General features: G+C 52.0%; 10 protein-coding genes. 3 read left to right on the forward strand and 7 right to left on the reverse strand.

The window, feature by feature from the left end:
• Positions 1-213 precede the first annotated feature (213 nt).
• Together rpoN and H8J70_RS11755 are read right to left on the reverse strand one after the other, a co-directional pair.
• Positions 214-1,500: an RNA polymerase factor sigma-54 gene (rpoN, locus tag H8J70_RS11750; RefSeq protein ID WP_186504482.1), complete on the reverse strand. Its 1,287-nt coding sequence runs from the start codon at positions 1,498-1,500 to the stop codon at positions 214-216.
• Positions 1,501-1,524: 24 nt separating this feature from the next.
• Positions 1,525-2,283 (reverse strand): sulfite exporter TauE/SafE family protein, encoded by a 759-nt coding sequence (locus H8J70_RS11755; protein ID WP_186504483.1) that lies wholly within the window; start codon positions 2,281-2,283, stop codon positions 1,525-1,527.
• Positions 2,284-2,462: 179 nt separating this feature from the next.
• Here H8J70_RS11755 and H8J70_RS11760 point away from each other — a divergent pair, with 179 nt between their 5' ends.
• Positions 2,463-3,290, forward strand: coding sequence for a hypothetical protein (locus H8J70_RS11760; protein ID WP_186504484.1), 828 nt, complete (start codon positions 2,463-2,465; stop codon positions 3,288-3,290).
• Between the two features lies 1 nt (position 3,291).
• Positions 3,292-4,695: a vWA domain-containing protein gene (locus H8J70_RS11765; protein ID WP_222433705.1), complete on the forward strand. Its 1,404-nt coding sequence runs from the start codon at positions 3,292-3,294 to the stop codon at positions 4,693-4,695.
• Positions 4,696-4,753: 58 nt separating this feature from the next.
• Here the strand turns inward: H8J70_RS11765 and H8J70_RS11770 are convergent, their stop codons facing one another.
• The 4 genes from H8J70_RS11770 to iorA all read right to left on the reverse strand — a co-directional run bounded on the left by H8J70_RS11770 (position 4,754) and on the right by iorA (position 9,891).
• The gene (locus H8J70_RS11770) at positions 4,754-6,091 is read right to left on the reverse strand and encodes an acetyl-CoA hydrolase/transferase family protein (RefSeq protein ID WP_186504486.1); all 1,338 of its coding nucleotides are present in this window, start codon (positions 6,089-6,091) and stop codon (positions 4,754-4,756) included.
• 13 nt (positions 6,092-6,104) lie between these two features.
• Positions 6,105-7,442: an amino acid permease gene (locus H8J70_RS11775; protein WP_307973615.1), complete on the reverse strand. Its 1,338-nt coding sequence runs from the start codon at positions 7,440-7,442 to the stop codon at positions 6,105-6,107.
• An 89-nt stretch (positions 7,443-7,531) separates the two neighbouring features.
• Positions 7,532-8,110, reverse strand: coding sequence for an indolepyruvate oxidoreductase subunit beta (locus H8J70_RS11780; RefSeq protein WP_425489129.1), 579 nt, complete (start codon positions 8,108-8,110; stop codon positions 7,532-7,534).
• Positions 8,107-9,891 (reverse strand): indolepyruvate ferredoxin oxidoreductase subunit alpha, encoded by a 1,785-nt coding sequence (gene iorA / locus H8J70_RS11785; protein ID WP_246415364.1) that lies wholly within the window; start codon positions 9,889-9,891, stop codon positions 8,107-8,109. Before iorA ends, H8J70_RS11780 begins: the two co-directional genes overlap by 4 nt.
• Before the next feature lie 203 nt (positions 9,892-10,094).
• On the opposite strand from iorA, the gene H8J70_RS11790 reads away from it, so the two are divergent.
• The gene (locus tag H8J70_RS11790) at positions 10,095-11,972 is read left to right on the forward strand and encodes a sigma-54 interaction domain-containing protein (RefSeq protein WP_186504487.1); all 1,878 of its coding nucleotides are present in this window, start codon (positions 10,095-10,097) and stop codon (positions 11,970-11,972) included.
• A gap of 64 nt (positions 11,973-12,036) precedes the next feature.
• Here H8J70_RS11790 and H8J70_RS11795 read toward each other — a convergent pair whose 3' ends face one another.
• Positions 12,037-13,221 carry a pyridoxal phosphate-dependent aminotransferase gene (locus H8J70_RS11795; RefSeq protein ID WP_186504488.1) on the reverse strand — a complete coding sequence of 395 codons (1,185 nt, stop codon included), beginning with the start codon at positions 13,219-13,221 and terminating at the stop codon, positions 12,037-12,039.
• Positions 13,222-13,559 lie beyond the last annotated feature (338 nt).

Consider the following 13,559-nt stretch of genomic DNA (forward strand, 5'->3'; position numbering starts at 1 on the left):
GTACAGAGGATTTGTTTACTGACAATCGTGCTACAGCATGAGATACTGATTCTTTTCCTGCAAGAATATCTAGCACCGTATGTAGTTTTTCTTCTGCACAAACCTTAGTTCTATGCATAATAAATGCTCCCTTCCAAGTAGAGTGAGATTTTATTATTTCTCATGTCTACCTAGAAGGGAGCATATCACGTGCCAGTCCGGGCGATTTTTGTGTTATTCTTTTAAGCGGCGCCGGATCGTGCTATTGGGAATCTGCAGCTGCAGACGGAATTTGGCTACGGTACGCCGGGCAATATGGATCTGCTGTGCCGCCAGCCAGTCTGCCAGTTCCTGATCGGACCAGGGATGGTCCGGCGCTTCCGCCGCAATATGGTCACGTATTTTTTCCTTAATAGCCTGATCGGAGATTTCGCCGTCTTCATATTCATTCTGACAAGCGTAGGCCTGGGCAAAGAAATCCTGCAGACGGTACACGTGGCCGGAAAAGAGGACATATCGTCCGTGACAAACGCGGCTTACCGTAGCTGTGCTGAGGCCGGTCATGTAGGCTGCATCCTTTTGCCGCAAGGGCCGCAAGGGCAGTCCCTGCAGAAAGTGCTGAGACTGATACTGGGCCACACATTGAAGCACCAAAAAAATGGACTGCCAGCGGTAGGCCAAGGCCGATTGCAGGCTCAGAAAGGCCCGGCGGGCCCGGTGAATATACGTGCGCGTTTTTTTATCGCCTTGGGCTTCGTATTCCTTATATAAATCGTCCCGAAAAAAGACGTCCGGTAATTCTTCTAAGGAACGTACAGCCAATTTTCCCGGTTCCGCTTCATATATTTCTACGTCCGGACGGATAAACTCCGTTTCCGCATCGGCCGTACTGGCCGGCTGCAAGGCGAGGGTCTTTAAAAAATCGCGGATGGCCTTGAAGTCCTTCTCTGAAAGGTCCATTTCGTGCTGCAGCTTCTGCCATTTCCCCTGCAGGAAATCTTCATAGTATTGGCTCAGCAAGCGTTCTGTCCCGGCCGGGGCCTGACCGTGGCGGCGCGTCTGCAGCAACAGGCATTCACGGATATCACGCGCGCCGATACCGGGCGGATCCAGGCTCTGCACGACGGCCAGGCCCTTGTCCATCGTGGCCCCGTCCAAGGCGTATTCCTGCCCTAATTCAGCCAGATTGCCTGTACAAAAGCCTTTTTCATCGAGAGAACGGATGACGAGCCCTGCGGCCAGCAAGACCGGCCGGGGCAAGGTCTGCAGGCGGAGCTGCTTCATGAGACTCTCTTCCAGTGAATCGGCCCGGCTGCGGACAGCATCTAAGGGCTTTTCCTTGCCTGCATCGGCCTGGGACTTTACATCGCCGTAACGGATATCCAGCAAGGGGTTTTCCGCCACCTGCTCATGGAGGAAATCCGTCAGCTCTTGCGACCGGAGCGTCAGCATTTTAATCGTCAGCCGCTGAATTTGTGAAAGTTTCGTACGCTGTTCCAGTTTCAGTGCGACTTTTACCATGATCTTGCTCCTTTCAGCAGGTTGTCATTCAAGAAACAGGATGAGGGCCCCAATACCGGGAATACTCGTCATACAGACCTTCAGTACACTGCGGGGAATCCGGTTCGTAAACTTTGCCCCTACGTAAGCGCCAGTCATGAGACCGGCTACGACTTGGAAAAACAGGGTAAAGTCTAAATTGCCACTGAGCAAATAGCCCAGGCCGCCAAAGACAGCAATGGGCATGATGATTAGCATCGTCGTCCCAACTGCCGTGACCAGGGGCAGATCGAAGAGGATGAGCAGGGAGAGCTGTATAAAAGGCGTTGCGCCAATGCCAAAGGTACCGGAGAGAAAGCCTACGACCAGGCCGGCACCGACGGCAGTGAACCAAAAGCGGGAGCCCCCTCGTAATTCTTCCTTTGTCGCGTGGGCAAAGGGGCCTGAATTGGGATGATACAGGCGCAAGTACATGAGTATCATCGACAATAGGAGCATGCCGCCAGTCAGCCAGTGCAGGTTAGACGACGGAATCAAAGCCGCTACATGGGCACCTAAGAAGGACCCGATAGCACCGAAGGCACCGACAGCTGCACCGGTCCTGACGCGCACATTGCCTTCACGAAAATGACTTACCGCGCCGGAAAGCGTCGTAAACGCCATGGCACCCAGGCTCGTTCCCAAGGCCAGGTGAATCGGCACACCAAAGGCAGCCGTCAAAATAGCAATGACAATGCCGGCCCCGCCGGCGCCGGTCAGGCCCAGCAAACAGCCCATAATAAACAGTGTTCCTAAAATAAGCATGGTTTACACCCCTCTGACGGCAACACAGGACACGCAAAACAAACCGGTATGTGCCGTCTCAATTTACTTCTTCCAGTATACTACGAACACAAAAAAACGTCAGTCCATACATTGAAATTCACGTAAAATGAACGTACAATGGTAGTACCTGAAAATATATTTCATTTAACGAGGTTGCTATGAACGAACCTATTACAGTGGAACGGCTTGCGAATAATCCATACATGATCCGCTATATCGATCACCCGTCGCAGGACTTGCAGCTCGCAGCGGTCCGGGCCAACGGCCTGCTGATCCAATATCTGTCTGAGCCTGATCGGGACGTGCAGGAAGCGGCCGTCGCCCAGGCACCGGAAGCCATCCGATATATAAAAAATCCGCCTGAAGCCCTTTGCCGGCAGGCCATTGCGGCCAACTGGTATAACTTGAGCTATATTAAACAGCCCTCTGCGGCGCTGGTGCGCCTGGCGCTGGAACAATCGCCCTGGGCGATCCGTTACGCCGTCCGGCCCGGTGAGGAGTTACAATTGCTGGCAGTCCAAAAAAACTGGGAAGCCCTGCAATACATTAAAGAACCGACGACACAGGTACAATTGGCGGCGATCCGGCAAAGCCCTGAAGCACTCCGCTATTTGGACCCTGCCGCACCGGAAGCAGAGGATCTGGCCATTCTTACGGATGCGCGGACCCTGCGCTTTGTCCACAACCTGTCAGCCGCCAGGATTTTGCATTTTATCTCCTTGAATATTCTCGTCTGTACGGTTCTGAAGAAGGAGCAATACATACCGGAAAAGGATATCCTGCAGCTGCTGCAGCACATAGTCGCCCAAGAGGATGTGCCGGAAAAGTATATCCGTAATTTCATGAATTGCCGCAGTTTAAATCAAATCTATCATTGGACACCTGTAGATAAGCTGCATTTGGTATATCAGTACGGCAGCAAGCGGGCGAAGCGGATAGCCGTTGACGAACGATTGCGTTTTAAAGATACGAAAGAAGTGATATAAGTTGAATACAGAGCTTATGGATATGCGCCAACGCCTGATCGACGCCATACAGATCTGGGCCAACGAAAACCTATATACAGCTGCGCCTGGTAAGGCCCCGGCAGCCATGCCGGAAGAGCTAAACCAGCTTTTCTACGCCTTTATCAGCAAGCTCAGCCTGTCCCTCATGGAGGATGAAGAAAACTTTTACGGTTACTTTTTCTTCCAAATGGGCAAGAAAACAGACTGGGACCTGCGGGCGCCTACGGCCGTTACCTTTGAACACACACAATATGTATTGTACTTTCACCCCCTCCTTTTTCTGGAACAAACGCCGCAGCAAATGATCAGCTCCATCAAACACGAAATTCTGCACATCGTATTCCAGCATCTCCTGCGTTCCCGCGATCTGCGGCAGCATTATAGCAAGCTGGCCCTGAACCTGGCCATGGATGCCATTGTCAATACGTACGTGGACCCCGTACCGGAGGATGGCGAAACCATCGACAGGATCAATAACCAGTACGGCCTCTTTCTCATCCCCTATGATACGCTGGAAGACTATGCCGAAAAGATACAGCGCGGCATTGACTGGAAAGAACGGAGCAAGACGACTACGACCGATCACATTACGGAAACGGCCGATAAGGAGCCGCGCTTTGATATCCGCCACGCCCATGATCTATGGGAACAGCTGGATACACAGGATCCGCAGGTCTTAGTAAAATTTACGGAAAAGTATTTGGATACGGCCAGCCAAGGGCCTCTTTCGCCACACCTGGCCGGGGCCATTGCCGCCTTTAAAAGTCTCAACAAGGCCCTGCCCTGGCAGACCTATTTAAGCCGCATGGCAGGCACTTTATTTTGCGGTACCCGCCGCACGACGGCCCGGTTGAACCGGCGTCAGCCATACCGCCTGGATCTGCGGGGTGAGCTCCATCATTACAAGGCCCGCATCATCGTCGCCCTCGATGTCAGCGGCAGTATCAGCGATGCCGAGTTCCATCAGGCCATGCAGGAGGTATTGCAGATTGTCCGTTCCATGCAGGTGAAAATCACCGTACTCGAATGCGACGATCAGATCAAAAAAGCCTATCCCGTCCGTTCGCTCAGAGATCTGCAAAAACGCCACCCGTACCGGGGCGGCACGGCCTTCAGCCCGGTCTTTGCCTATGCCAATGCGCACAAGACAGACCTGCTCATTTACTTTACCGATGGCCAGGGCGAAGAAACGCTGAGCGTGACGCCTGGCGGCTATAAGGTTCTCTGGATCCTGTCCGGTCACAGCAAGGGCTTGTCCTTACGCAATCCCTGCGGCATTGTAAAACGGCTGCAGCCCCAGGAAGACATGACCCTTTCTGAATTAGATGATCCCCACGCTGACGGGTATTCCATGAACAATCAGGAACCTGTGGCCTTTATTTGAAGGTACGACAAAAACACCAAGACTCTTTTCCAAGGGCTTGGTGTTTTTTATGTCCGGACTAGCGCTTGTTGCTGCGCCGCCAAATATGCTGCTTTTCTGCGGCCTGAATCAGATCTTCCCGGAAATCAGGGTGCGCAATGGCGATCAGTGCCTCAGCCCGCTGCCACGTCGTGCGTCCCGGCAGGCAGGCGACGCCATACTCGGTGACAATATACGGAGCCTGCGTCCGCGGCGTCGTAATAATATCGCCCTGCGTAAACAACGGCAGGATGTTGGAATGACGCACACCCTTTTTGTCGACACGGCTGCTGGGCAGTGCCAAAAAGGCCTTGCCATGCGGGGCGGCGTAGGCGCCGGTAACGAAGTCCAGCTGGCCGCCGGTCCCGCTGATCTGGCGCGTACCGGCCGATTCGGAGCTGACCTGGCCGTAGAGGTCTACAGCAATGCAGCCGTTAATGGAAATGAAGTCGTCCAGCTGGCGGATCGTTTCTACGCTGTTGACATAGCGCATAGGCGCCGAAAGAACTTCCTGGCTGTGGTCCAGGAACTGATACAATTCCGTAGAGCCCAGGCAAATGGAGAAGATCCCCTTACCGCGCAGGAGTTTTTTCTTGCGGTTCGTAATCTTGCCGGCTTTGTACAGGGCCAGGTACCCATCGCTCATGAGCTCTGTATGCATGCCCAGGTCTTTGAGATCAGACGCGGCGATCAATTCGCCTAAGGCATTGGGCATGCCGCCAATCCCCAGCTGGAGCGTCATGCCGTCGTGCAAATAAGGGAAGATCTGCGCCGCAATTTGCCGGTCCAGGTCGCCCGGCGCCCGGCTCGGCGATGTATTGAGCGGTTCCCGGCTTTCTACGATACAGTCGACTTCCGAAATATGTATATGATCTTCCTCCAGGCCGTATACGACGGGCATGGCCGGATTGACCTCGAGAATAATGTGTTCTGCTACGGAAAGAAGCTCCGGCTGGCAGCAATTGGTCAGGCCGAAGGAAAAATTGCCCTGCCTGTCCATGGGCGCGACGGTAATCATAGCTACCTGTACAGGTGCATAACCGCGCGTATAATACGAGCCGCACTGGCGAAACAGCATGGGCTCATGGTAAGCCCGTCCGGCATCTATGTAGGTACGGTCCTGGGCCGAGCAATGGAGCAGGTTGTATGTAAAGGTCTTGTTTTCCGGATCCTTTTCCAGTACCGCTACGGGATGACAGGTAATGGCGTTGCGTACCTTTATATCATGCAGGTCATCCCGCCGTTCTGCCAGCGCCTTATCGAGGGCCGTCGGGTACGACGTACACTGGCTGTAATCGACCCAGTCCCCGTCTTTTACGAGCTGTACGGCCGCTTGGGCTGTACAGCGTTTTTTTTCATATTCCGCATAGACATCCATCTACATCGCTCCTTCAAAGCAGCCCCATAAACGGAGAAACGAGGAGGATGATTCCCATGAGTACGATAGGAATCAATTTCCACGTACGATACTGCTTGAATATATCCAATTTTATAACCAGAAAAACGGGCAGGAAGCAGGCAATCAAGCCGATGAGCCCGCCCAAAAGAGGCGTAAAGGTAAGTACCTGTATACGCAGGGCAATGACGCCCCAGCAAAGCAGGATGCAGCAAATACTGGTCGCGTGGGTAATGAGCCTTTTAGGAATGGCTTCGCGCGCCATGACACGGCCAAGCAGATTCAGTACCATGCCGCTGCAGGCATCGCGGAAGCAGAGGAACATGGCAAAGAAGGCCGTAACCACGGCAAAGATATTCAAGACGAGATTTAAAATCTTTATGGCTGAGCCATCCATATGCTGTGCCGCCAGAGCCAAGGCAGAAATATTGGCCGTATAGGCCGTAACAGCCTGACTGTGGTCCATCGCCAGGTTAAAGGATACCGTATAAAAGACGACGAGGCCCACCAAAAAGAGATAGGCATACTGATAAATCCGCGTAGAGCGATAGTGGGCTACAACTTTATTCTCCGTCTCTTTACGGAAATAGATGACCGCCGGCCCTAAGGCGATGAAGAACTCAATCGACATGGCAATGAAGGGCAGCATGACGATGAAATTTTTAATGACATAGCCCAGATCCGGCGGCACCATGATGTTGAGCAGGTCCCAGTGTTGCACCATGAGCAGGCCCAGGGCCGCAATGACCAGGGCCTTCGTCACGACCATACCGGACGAAATCTTCATGAGCAGTTTTTCACTCTGCGAAGCAATGACGACCATGAGTGAAATGAGTGCCAGGCCATAAAAGGCATTCTGTGCCAGGGACTCCTGCGTTACGCCAAAGGTCACCAAGAAGGATGAGCTGTCATTAGTCAGGGCCGTCGAATAGAGAAAGAGCAGGATCGTCGTAAAGACAAAATAGACGGCACCTAAGAAAAAGCCCCAGTTTTTTCCCAAATAGCCGGAAATGATACCGGCAAAGTCCTCGCATAATTCCGACTTGGCCAAGACATCCAAATACAACTTTTGGTGAGCATAGGCAATAGGATAGCCCAGGAGCGCCACGAGCAAAAAGACGGGCAAGCCGGATAAGCCCACCTGGATCGGCAAAAACACGATCCCTGCCCCTAAGGACATGCCGACACACATAATGATCCAGCCCACATCAATGGCGCTAAAACGGGTAGCTTCCCGCCATTCCTCCGGCGTCATACCGGCTGCCCGGGCATACCGTTCGCTGGCCCTGCCCGGTATTCCCTTGCGCCAGACCAGATTTTCTTTGTTTTCCATAAAAGCCAATGTGTTGTTTCCTCCTTTGAACAGAAAGATGCCAGGCAAAAGGCCCTGGCATCTGCCTATATACACATTGGTCTATTATATCATACGGCGGCCAGGCCAGCATCAAAGGCTTTGATATTCACGTCGGCAAAGGCCGGTTTGACTGTCTTTGCAATGATCTCTTTCCAGTCTATCTCCGTGAGTCCCAAAGCACCGACCAAGGCGCCTAAGAGGACGATGTTAGCCCCTTTAGGGTTACCCAGGCCGGCGGCGATCTGCGTAGCATCTACGACCTGTACGGACACGTGTTTTTTCAATTCGTCTATGATCCTGGCCGGATACTCACAAGCCCCGGATAAGATGGGCAGCGACGGAATCTGCGTCGTATTGACGACCATTTTCCCAGCCGGCTTGAGGAATTTGGCATAGCGCGCCGCTTCCATTTCTTCAAAGGAAACGAGAATATCTGCCATGCCGGCACCGATAATGGGCGAATATACCTTTTCGCCAAAACGCACTTGTGTACTGACACTGCCGCCGCGCTGGCTCATGCCATGGACTTCACTCATCTTTACATCGTAACCCTGTTCCATAAGGCCTATGGTCAGGATTTTACTGGCTAAAATAGTTCCTTGCCCGCCAACACCTACGAGCAGGATACTGGTTACGTCACGCATCATTTGTCCCCCTTCCGGCTAATGGCCTGTACAGGACAAACCTGTAGGCACAGCGTACAGCCCGTGCAGTCACTGGCAACGATTTCCGATTTTTTTGTCTGCGTATTAAAGCGCAGGGCCGGGCAGCCTGTAGTCAGGCACTTCCTGCAGCCAATACAGGTTTCCGTGTGGACGACGCAGGGCTGCATAGAGAGATCAAACTCTGCCTGATCTGCAGGGCTGAATTTTTTCAGGATACAGGGCCAGCGCGTAATGATGACCGACGGTTCGTCTTCTCTGGCATAGGCCCAGTCCAGTGCCTCATTCATAGCTTGCAAATCCAGCGGGTTGACCGTGCGGATATGCTGGATCCCCAAGGCCCGGACGACCGTTTGAATATCAATCAGCGTCGTCGGTTCCCCTTTGAGCGTATAGCCCGTACCGGGATTTTGCTGATGGCCGGTCATGCCTGTAATGCGGTTATCGAGAATAACACAGATCGTATTGGAATGGTTGTAGGCGACATCTGTAAGGGAATTGATCCCCGTGTGGAAGAAGGTCGAATCACCCATGCAGGCGACGACTCGCTTTTTCTGGCCGCTCATTTGGAACCCATGGCTCAGGCCGTGGCCGACAGAAAAGGCGCTGCCCATACAGACAGCCAAATCCTTAGCGTTGAGCGGTTCCGACCCGCCTAAGGCATAACAGCCAATATCGCCGACCATGACCGTGTCCTTGCGTTTGCCTAAGGCATAGAAAAAGCCGCGGTGCGGACAGCCGGCACAAAGAGCGGGCGGACGCGGTACGACATACGTATCAGGAATGGTCACGCCTTGGCGCTGTTGCTGCAAAATGGCGGCAGCGACGATATTCGGGTTCAGTTCATCAATGCCCGGTATGACATCACGGCCGTGACAGGCAATACCGGCCCCATGGATTTGATCTTCCATAAACGGATCCAGTTCTTCTACGACATACAACGTATCTACCTTGGCCGCAAAATCACGGATTTTCTGCAAGGGCAGGGGATACGTAAAGCCCAGTTTTAAGTAGGAAGCCCGGTCGCCTAAGACGTCGCGGGCATACATATACGCAGCGCCGGCGGCAACGATGCCGATTTTCGTATCATGCATTTCTTCTGCATTGAAGGGTGATGTTTCGGCATAGGCCTTTAGCTTCTGTTCCCGTTCTTCCATGACGTACCGGCGTTGTTTGGAAATGGCCGGTACAGCGTCCATTTTTTCCCGCTGTTTTACATACGGTACAGGCGGTACGTCCTGGCGCGGCCCTTCTGTCACGAGGCTCTTAGAGTGGCAAATACGCGTCGTCATGCGGAGCATAACCGGTACGCCATAGGTTTCACTGACATGATAGGCTTCCTTTGTCATTTCCAGGCATTCCTGGGAATCAGACGGTTCAAACATGGCGATCTTCATGGCCTTGGCGTAGTGCCGGTTATCCTGTTCATCCTGGGAAGAATGCATGCCCGGGTCATCGGCCGAGACAAAGACAAAGCCCCCGTTAATTTGTAAGTAAGAAAACGTAAACATAGCGTCGGCTGCTACGTTGAGGCCGACCATCTTCATGGCCGCAAAGGAACGGACACCGGACATGGAAGCACCGATGGCCGCTTCTACTGCGACTTTTTCATTCGGTGCCCATTCGGCGTATATTTCATCGTATTGGGCTGTGTTTTCCAAAATTTCCGTACTCGGTGTACCCGGATAGGCTGAAGCAAAGGAGACACCGCTTTCATACAGGCCCCTGGCAACCGCTTCATCGCCGGTCAGCAATTTTTTCATCATAGATCCTCCTATCTCGTTCAAGCAAGATTCTTTTCTCCTCCTATTGCATACTCTTGTATATGCAATCCCTATGCCAACTGGGAAAAGAGAAAAAGGCCTGATTTCCGGCCTTTTTTGACAAAATAAGAGTCCCTGTACCTATGCTGTGTAAAAAAAATTTGCTATACTTTACACAAAATATAGCAAGGCAGGAGGTGCTCCCCATGGATAGTATTTACTTTTTTATTGCCGACACGACGATGAAGCAGGCCGTTTCCCATATGCTGGCTTCGTACAGCGATTTGCCGGACCTGGATTCCGTGACGGTAAAAACGGAAATTGTCGATTTTCCCCATATGGTTGCACAGGCACAGCACATGGTCCGGGCCGGCGCCAAGGTCATCATCACCAATAGTGGCTCGTACCAAATTTTGTCGGCAGCGATTCACGAGATTCCCATTCTCTGCTTGTACAGTTCTACCTACGATGCCCTGTATACGCTGCGTCAGGCCAGCAGATACAAAAAAATACATCTCCTCCTCAACAAGCATTTCATTTTTAATCCTGATATTTGTCCGCCAGACCTGCGGGCTAAGCTCATCATACACGAGCCCTACAGCATTGATGATACGTACGACCAGCTTCTGGCGCGTATTCAGGATATTCCCATTACGCCGGATACCGCCATCGTCGGCTGCACCCTCTTGCCCCAGATTGCCAACATCGTGCCCTTGCCCGTCTTTCCCATCAGGCCAAGCGAATCGACACTCTTGTCGGTCTTCCAATATGCCCTGGGCATCGTCCGCTTCCAGCGGCAGGACCGGCGCCAGCTCTCTACGCTGGAATCGATCTTATCCCATGTCACAGACGGTATCATCCTCTATGGCGCAGGCGGGGCTATTTCCCATATTAACCGGCAGGCCTCTATTTTCCTCGGCATTCCGGCAGATACAGAAAATATACGCACCATTTTTCCCGATTGGCACGAAGGAACCAAGCCGTCCTTCAAAGACCGTATCATCCACCAGCCGCCGTATACACTCGTCGCCAATTCCGACTCCTTCATTTCCGGCCAGGAACGGCAATACATCCTGACGTTGCGGGACGTAACGGAATTACAGCGTCTGGAAAAAAATATCCGCTATAAACTATCGCGTACAGGCCTGGAGGCAACGCACTGCTTTTCAGATATCCATACGGCCGATGCACACATGAAGCAGACTATTGCCCAGGCCAGGCTCATGGCTACGTACAACGCACCGGTCCTGATTCAAGGCGAAAGCGGTACGGGCAAGGAGCTCTTCGCCCAGAGCATCCACAACGCCGGTCCCCGCCACAACGGGCCCTTTGTGGCCATTAACTGTGCGGCCCTGCCTCCGGACCTGCTGGAAAGCGAGCTCTTCGGCTACGCCGGCGGTGCCTTTACAGGTGCCCGCAAGGAAGGCAAGGCAGGACTGTTTGAAATGGCCCATAAAGGAACGATTTTTCTGGATGAAATCAACAGCATGTCACCTAACATCCAGTCCAAGCTGCTGCGCGTACTGGAAACCAAACAGGTCATGCGCATCGGCTCCGACTACATCATCCCCTTAGACATCCGCATCATCTCTGCCAGTAATGCCGATATTCTCGCTGCTGTCCAGGCCGGGACCTTTAGGCGGGATCTCTTTTTTCGCATTAACACGCTGAAGCTGAATTTACCCCCTTTAAACGACAGGCCTGCCGATATTCCCTATCTTTTTTCCTTCTTTTTGCAATCCTTGGGCGAATCCCCAAAGGAACTCCCGGAAAACCTGCGGCAAACCTTATTGCAGCACCACTGGTGGGGCAATATACGGGAATTATACAGCGCTGCCCTGCGGTACCACATTTTCGGTGAAACCGGAGACCGTACGTACAGCTATCTCTTTGATGCGCCAGCTAACGAAGGAACGGAGCATCTCCTGGCCCCCGGCACGGTAGCCCTTGATATGAAGCATTTGGAAACGGCTATCCAGCAGCTTGTCATTCGCGATTTAATGGAACAAGGCTATACCCAGACGGAAATTGCCAAGCTGCTTCACGTATCACGGCAGACCATCTTCAACCGCTTAAAAAAATAATAGGCTGTGTAACAAAAAAGCTGCCCCAAAAGGACAGCTTTTTTCTATGAACGGCAGACACGTGTTACGTATACTGTTCTATGAGCTTTTTAAAGGCCGGGAAGCTCCGTTTGATCATATCGGCTTCTACGCAATAGGAAATCCGTACGTAGCCAGGGCAGCCGAAACTGTCTGCCGGTACGATGAGCAGATTCAGGGCCTTGGCCTTTTCCGAAAAGGCATTGGCATCCGGTTCCGGCGACTTGACGAAAAGATAGAATGCGCCTTGCGGATAGACGCAGTCATAGCCCATTTCTTCCAGGCCATTATATAAGAGTTTACGGTTTTCGTCGTAAATATTCATATCGCTCGTCTGGCCCAGGCATTTTAAAACGACGTCCTGGAAGAGGTGCGGAGCACACACAAAGCCCATGGCCCGGCCGGCACCGCAGACGGCAGGATAAACATCTTTATCGCTTACGGAATCCGGTACGAGAATATAGCCAATGCGTTCACCCGGCAGGCTCAAGGATTTACTGTACGAGTAGCAGACAATCGTATTGGCGTAGAACTTTGGTACATAGAGAATGGGCAGGCCGTCATAAATGATTTCTCTATATGGTTCGTCAGAAATAAGATAAATAGCATGGCCTATTTCTGCCGATTTCTTCGTTAAGATATCGGCCATTTTTGTATACGTATCAGCCGAATAGACCGTACCGGCCGGGTTGTTCGGTGAGTTGACGATAATCGCCCGCGTATGGGGCGTAATGGCCTTTTCCAAATTTTCCAGGGAGATCTGGAAATGTTCCGTATCCGGCGGCAGAATAACGGCATGAGCACCGGCATTTTCAATGAATACAGTGTATTCCGGGAAAAACGGAGCAATGACCAGCACTTCATCCTCTGGCGCTTCGACAATGGCTTTCAAGGTAATCGTCAACGATGCCGCTGCGCCACAGGTCATATAAAAATTATCGGCCTTAACGTGCGCATCATACGTATCATTCATATATTGGGCTAAGCCCTGGCGGACAGCCGTATCACCGGAAGCTGCCGTATACCCGTGAATCGCTGCCGATTCCCGCGTAGCCATAATCTCAGCAATGGATTCCCTGATGCAGGCCGGGGCCGGTACGGTCGGATTGCCGATACTAAAATCAAAGACATTTTCTTTGCCTACTTTAGCAGCCTGTTCCTGGCCATACGAAAATAATTCGCGAATCACTGAGCTCTGTGAGCCCAGGGTATACATTTCCTTGTTTGCCATAAAAATCACTCCTTTTGCAATCTCGTTCCGTTCTATTGTACCATAGGACAGAGATATTACCTTGCTTTTTTATGTAAAACTTGCAAAAATCCTTTTTTATAATACAAAAGGGGCTGTGAAATAACACGGACCCAAATAACAAAGGAGGTCCACCGACTCTTTCGAGTCAGCGGACCTCCTTTTGTGGTAAAATTTACATAACCAATGAAAAATTCAACCACTAATTATTCTAAACCAAAACAGGCAATTTTGCCACTATATATTTCAGATTTTCTGGATATTTGCGATCCGGTGTTGGTTTTCAACAGATTCATGGAGGGAATCAACTTGGAGAAGTA

Source organism: Megasphaera hominis (assembly GCF_014269395.1).
Lineage (GTDB): Bacteria > Bacillota > Negativicutes > Veillonellales > Megasphaeraceae > Megasphaera > Megasphaera hominis.

What these genes read in the sequence shown, in the direction of transcription:
- iorA (WP_246415364.1), bottom strand. Translation starts at nt 9,891, where the DNA reads ATGATGAAAAAATTGCTGACCGGCGATGAAGCGGTTGCCAGGGGCCTG.
- H8J70_RS11780 (WP_425489129.1), bottom strand. Translation starts at nt 8,110, where the DNA reads ATGATGCGTGACGTAACCAGTATCCTGCTCGTAGGTGTTGGCGGGCAA.
- H8J70_RS11755 (WP_186504483.1), bottom strand. Translation starts at nt 2,283, where the DNA reads ATGCTTATTTTAGGAACACTGTTTATTATGGGCTGTTTGCTGGGCCTG.
- H8J70_RS11775 (WP_307973615.1), bottom strand. Translation starts at nt 7,442, where the DNA reads ATGGAAAACAAAGAAAATCTGGTCTGGCGCAAGGGAATACCGGGCAGG.
- H8J70_RS11795 (WP_186504488.1), bottom strand. Translation starts at nt 13,221, where the DNA reads ATGGCAAACAAGGAAATGTATACCCTGGGCTCACAGAGCTCAGTGATT.
- H8J70_RS11770 (WP_186504486.1), bottom strand. Translation starts at nt 6,091, where the DNA reads ATGGATGTCTATGCGGAATATGAAAAAAAACGCTGTACAGCCCAAGCG.
- rpoN (WP_186504482.1), bottom strand. Translation starts at nt 1,500, where the DNA reads ATGGTAAAAGTCGCACTGAAACTGGAACAGCGTACGAAACTTTCACAA.
- H8J70_RS11760 (WP_186504484.1), top strand. Translation starts at nt 2,463, where the DNA reads ATGAACGAACCTATTACAGTGGAACGGCTTGCGAATAATCCATACATG.
- H8J70_RS11790 (WP_186504487.1), top strand. Translation starts at nt 10,095, where the DNA reads ATGGATAGTATTTACTTTTTTATTGCCGACACGACGATGAAGCAGGCC.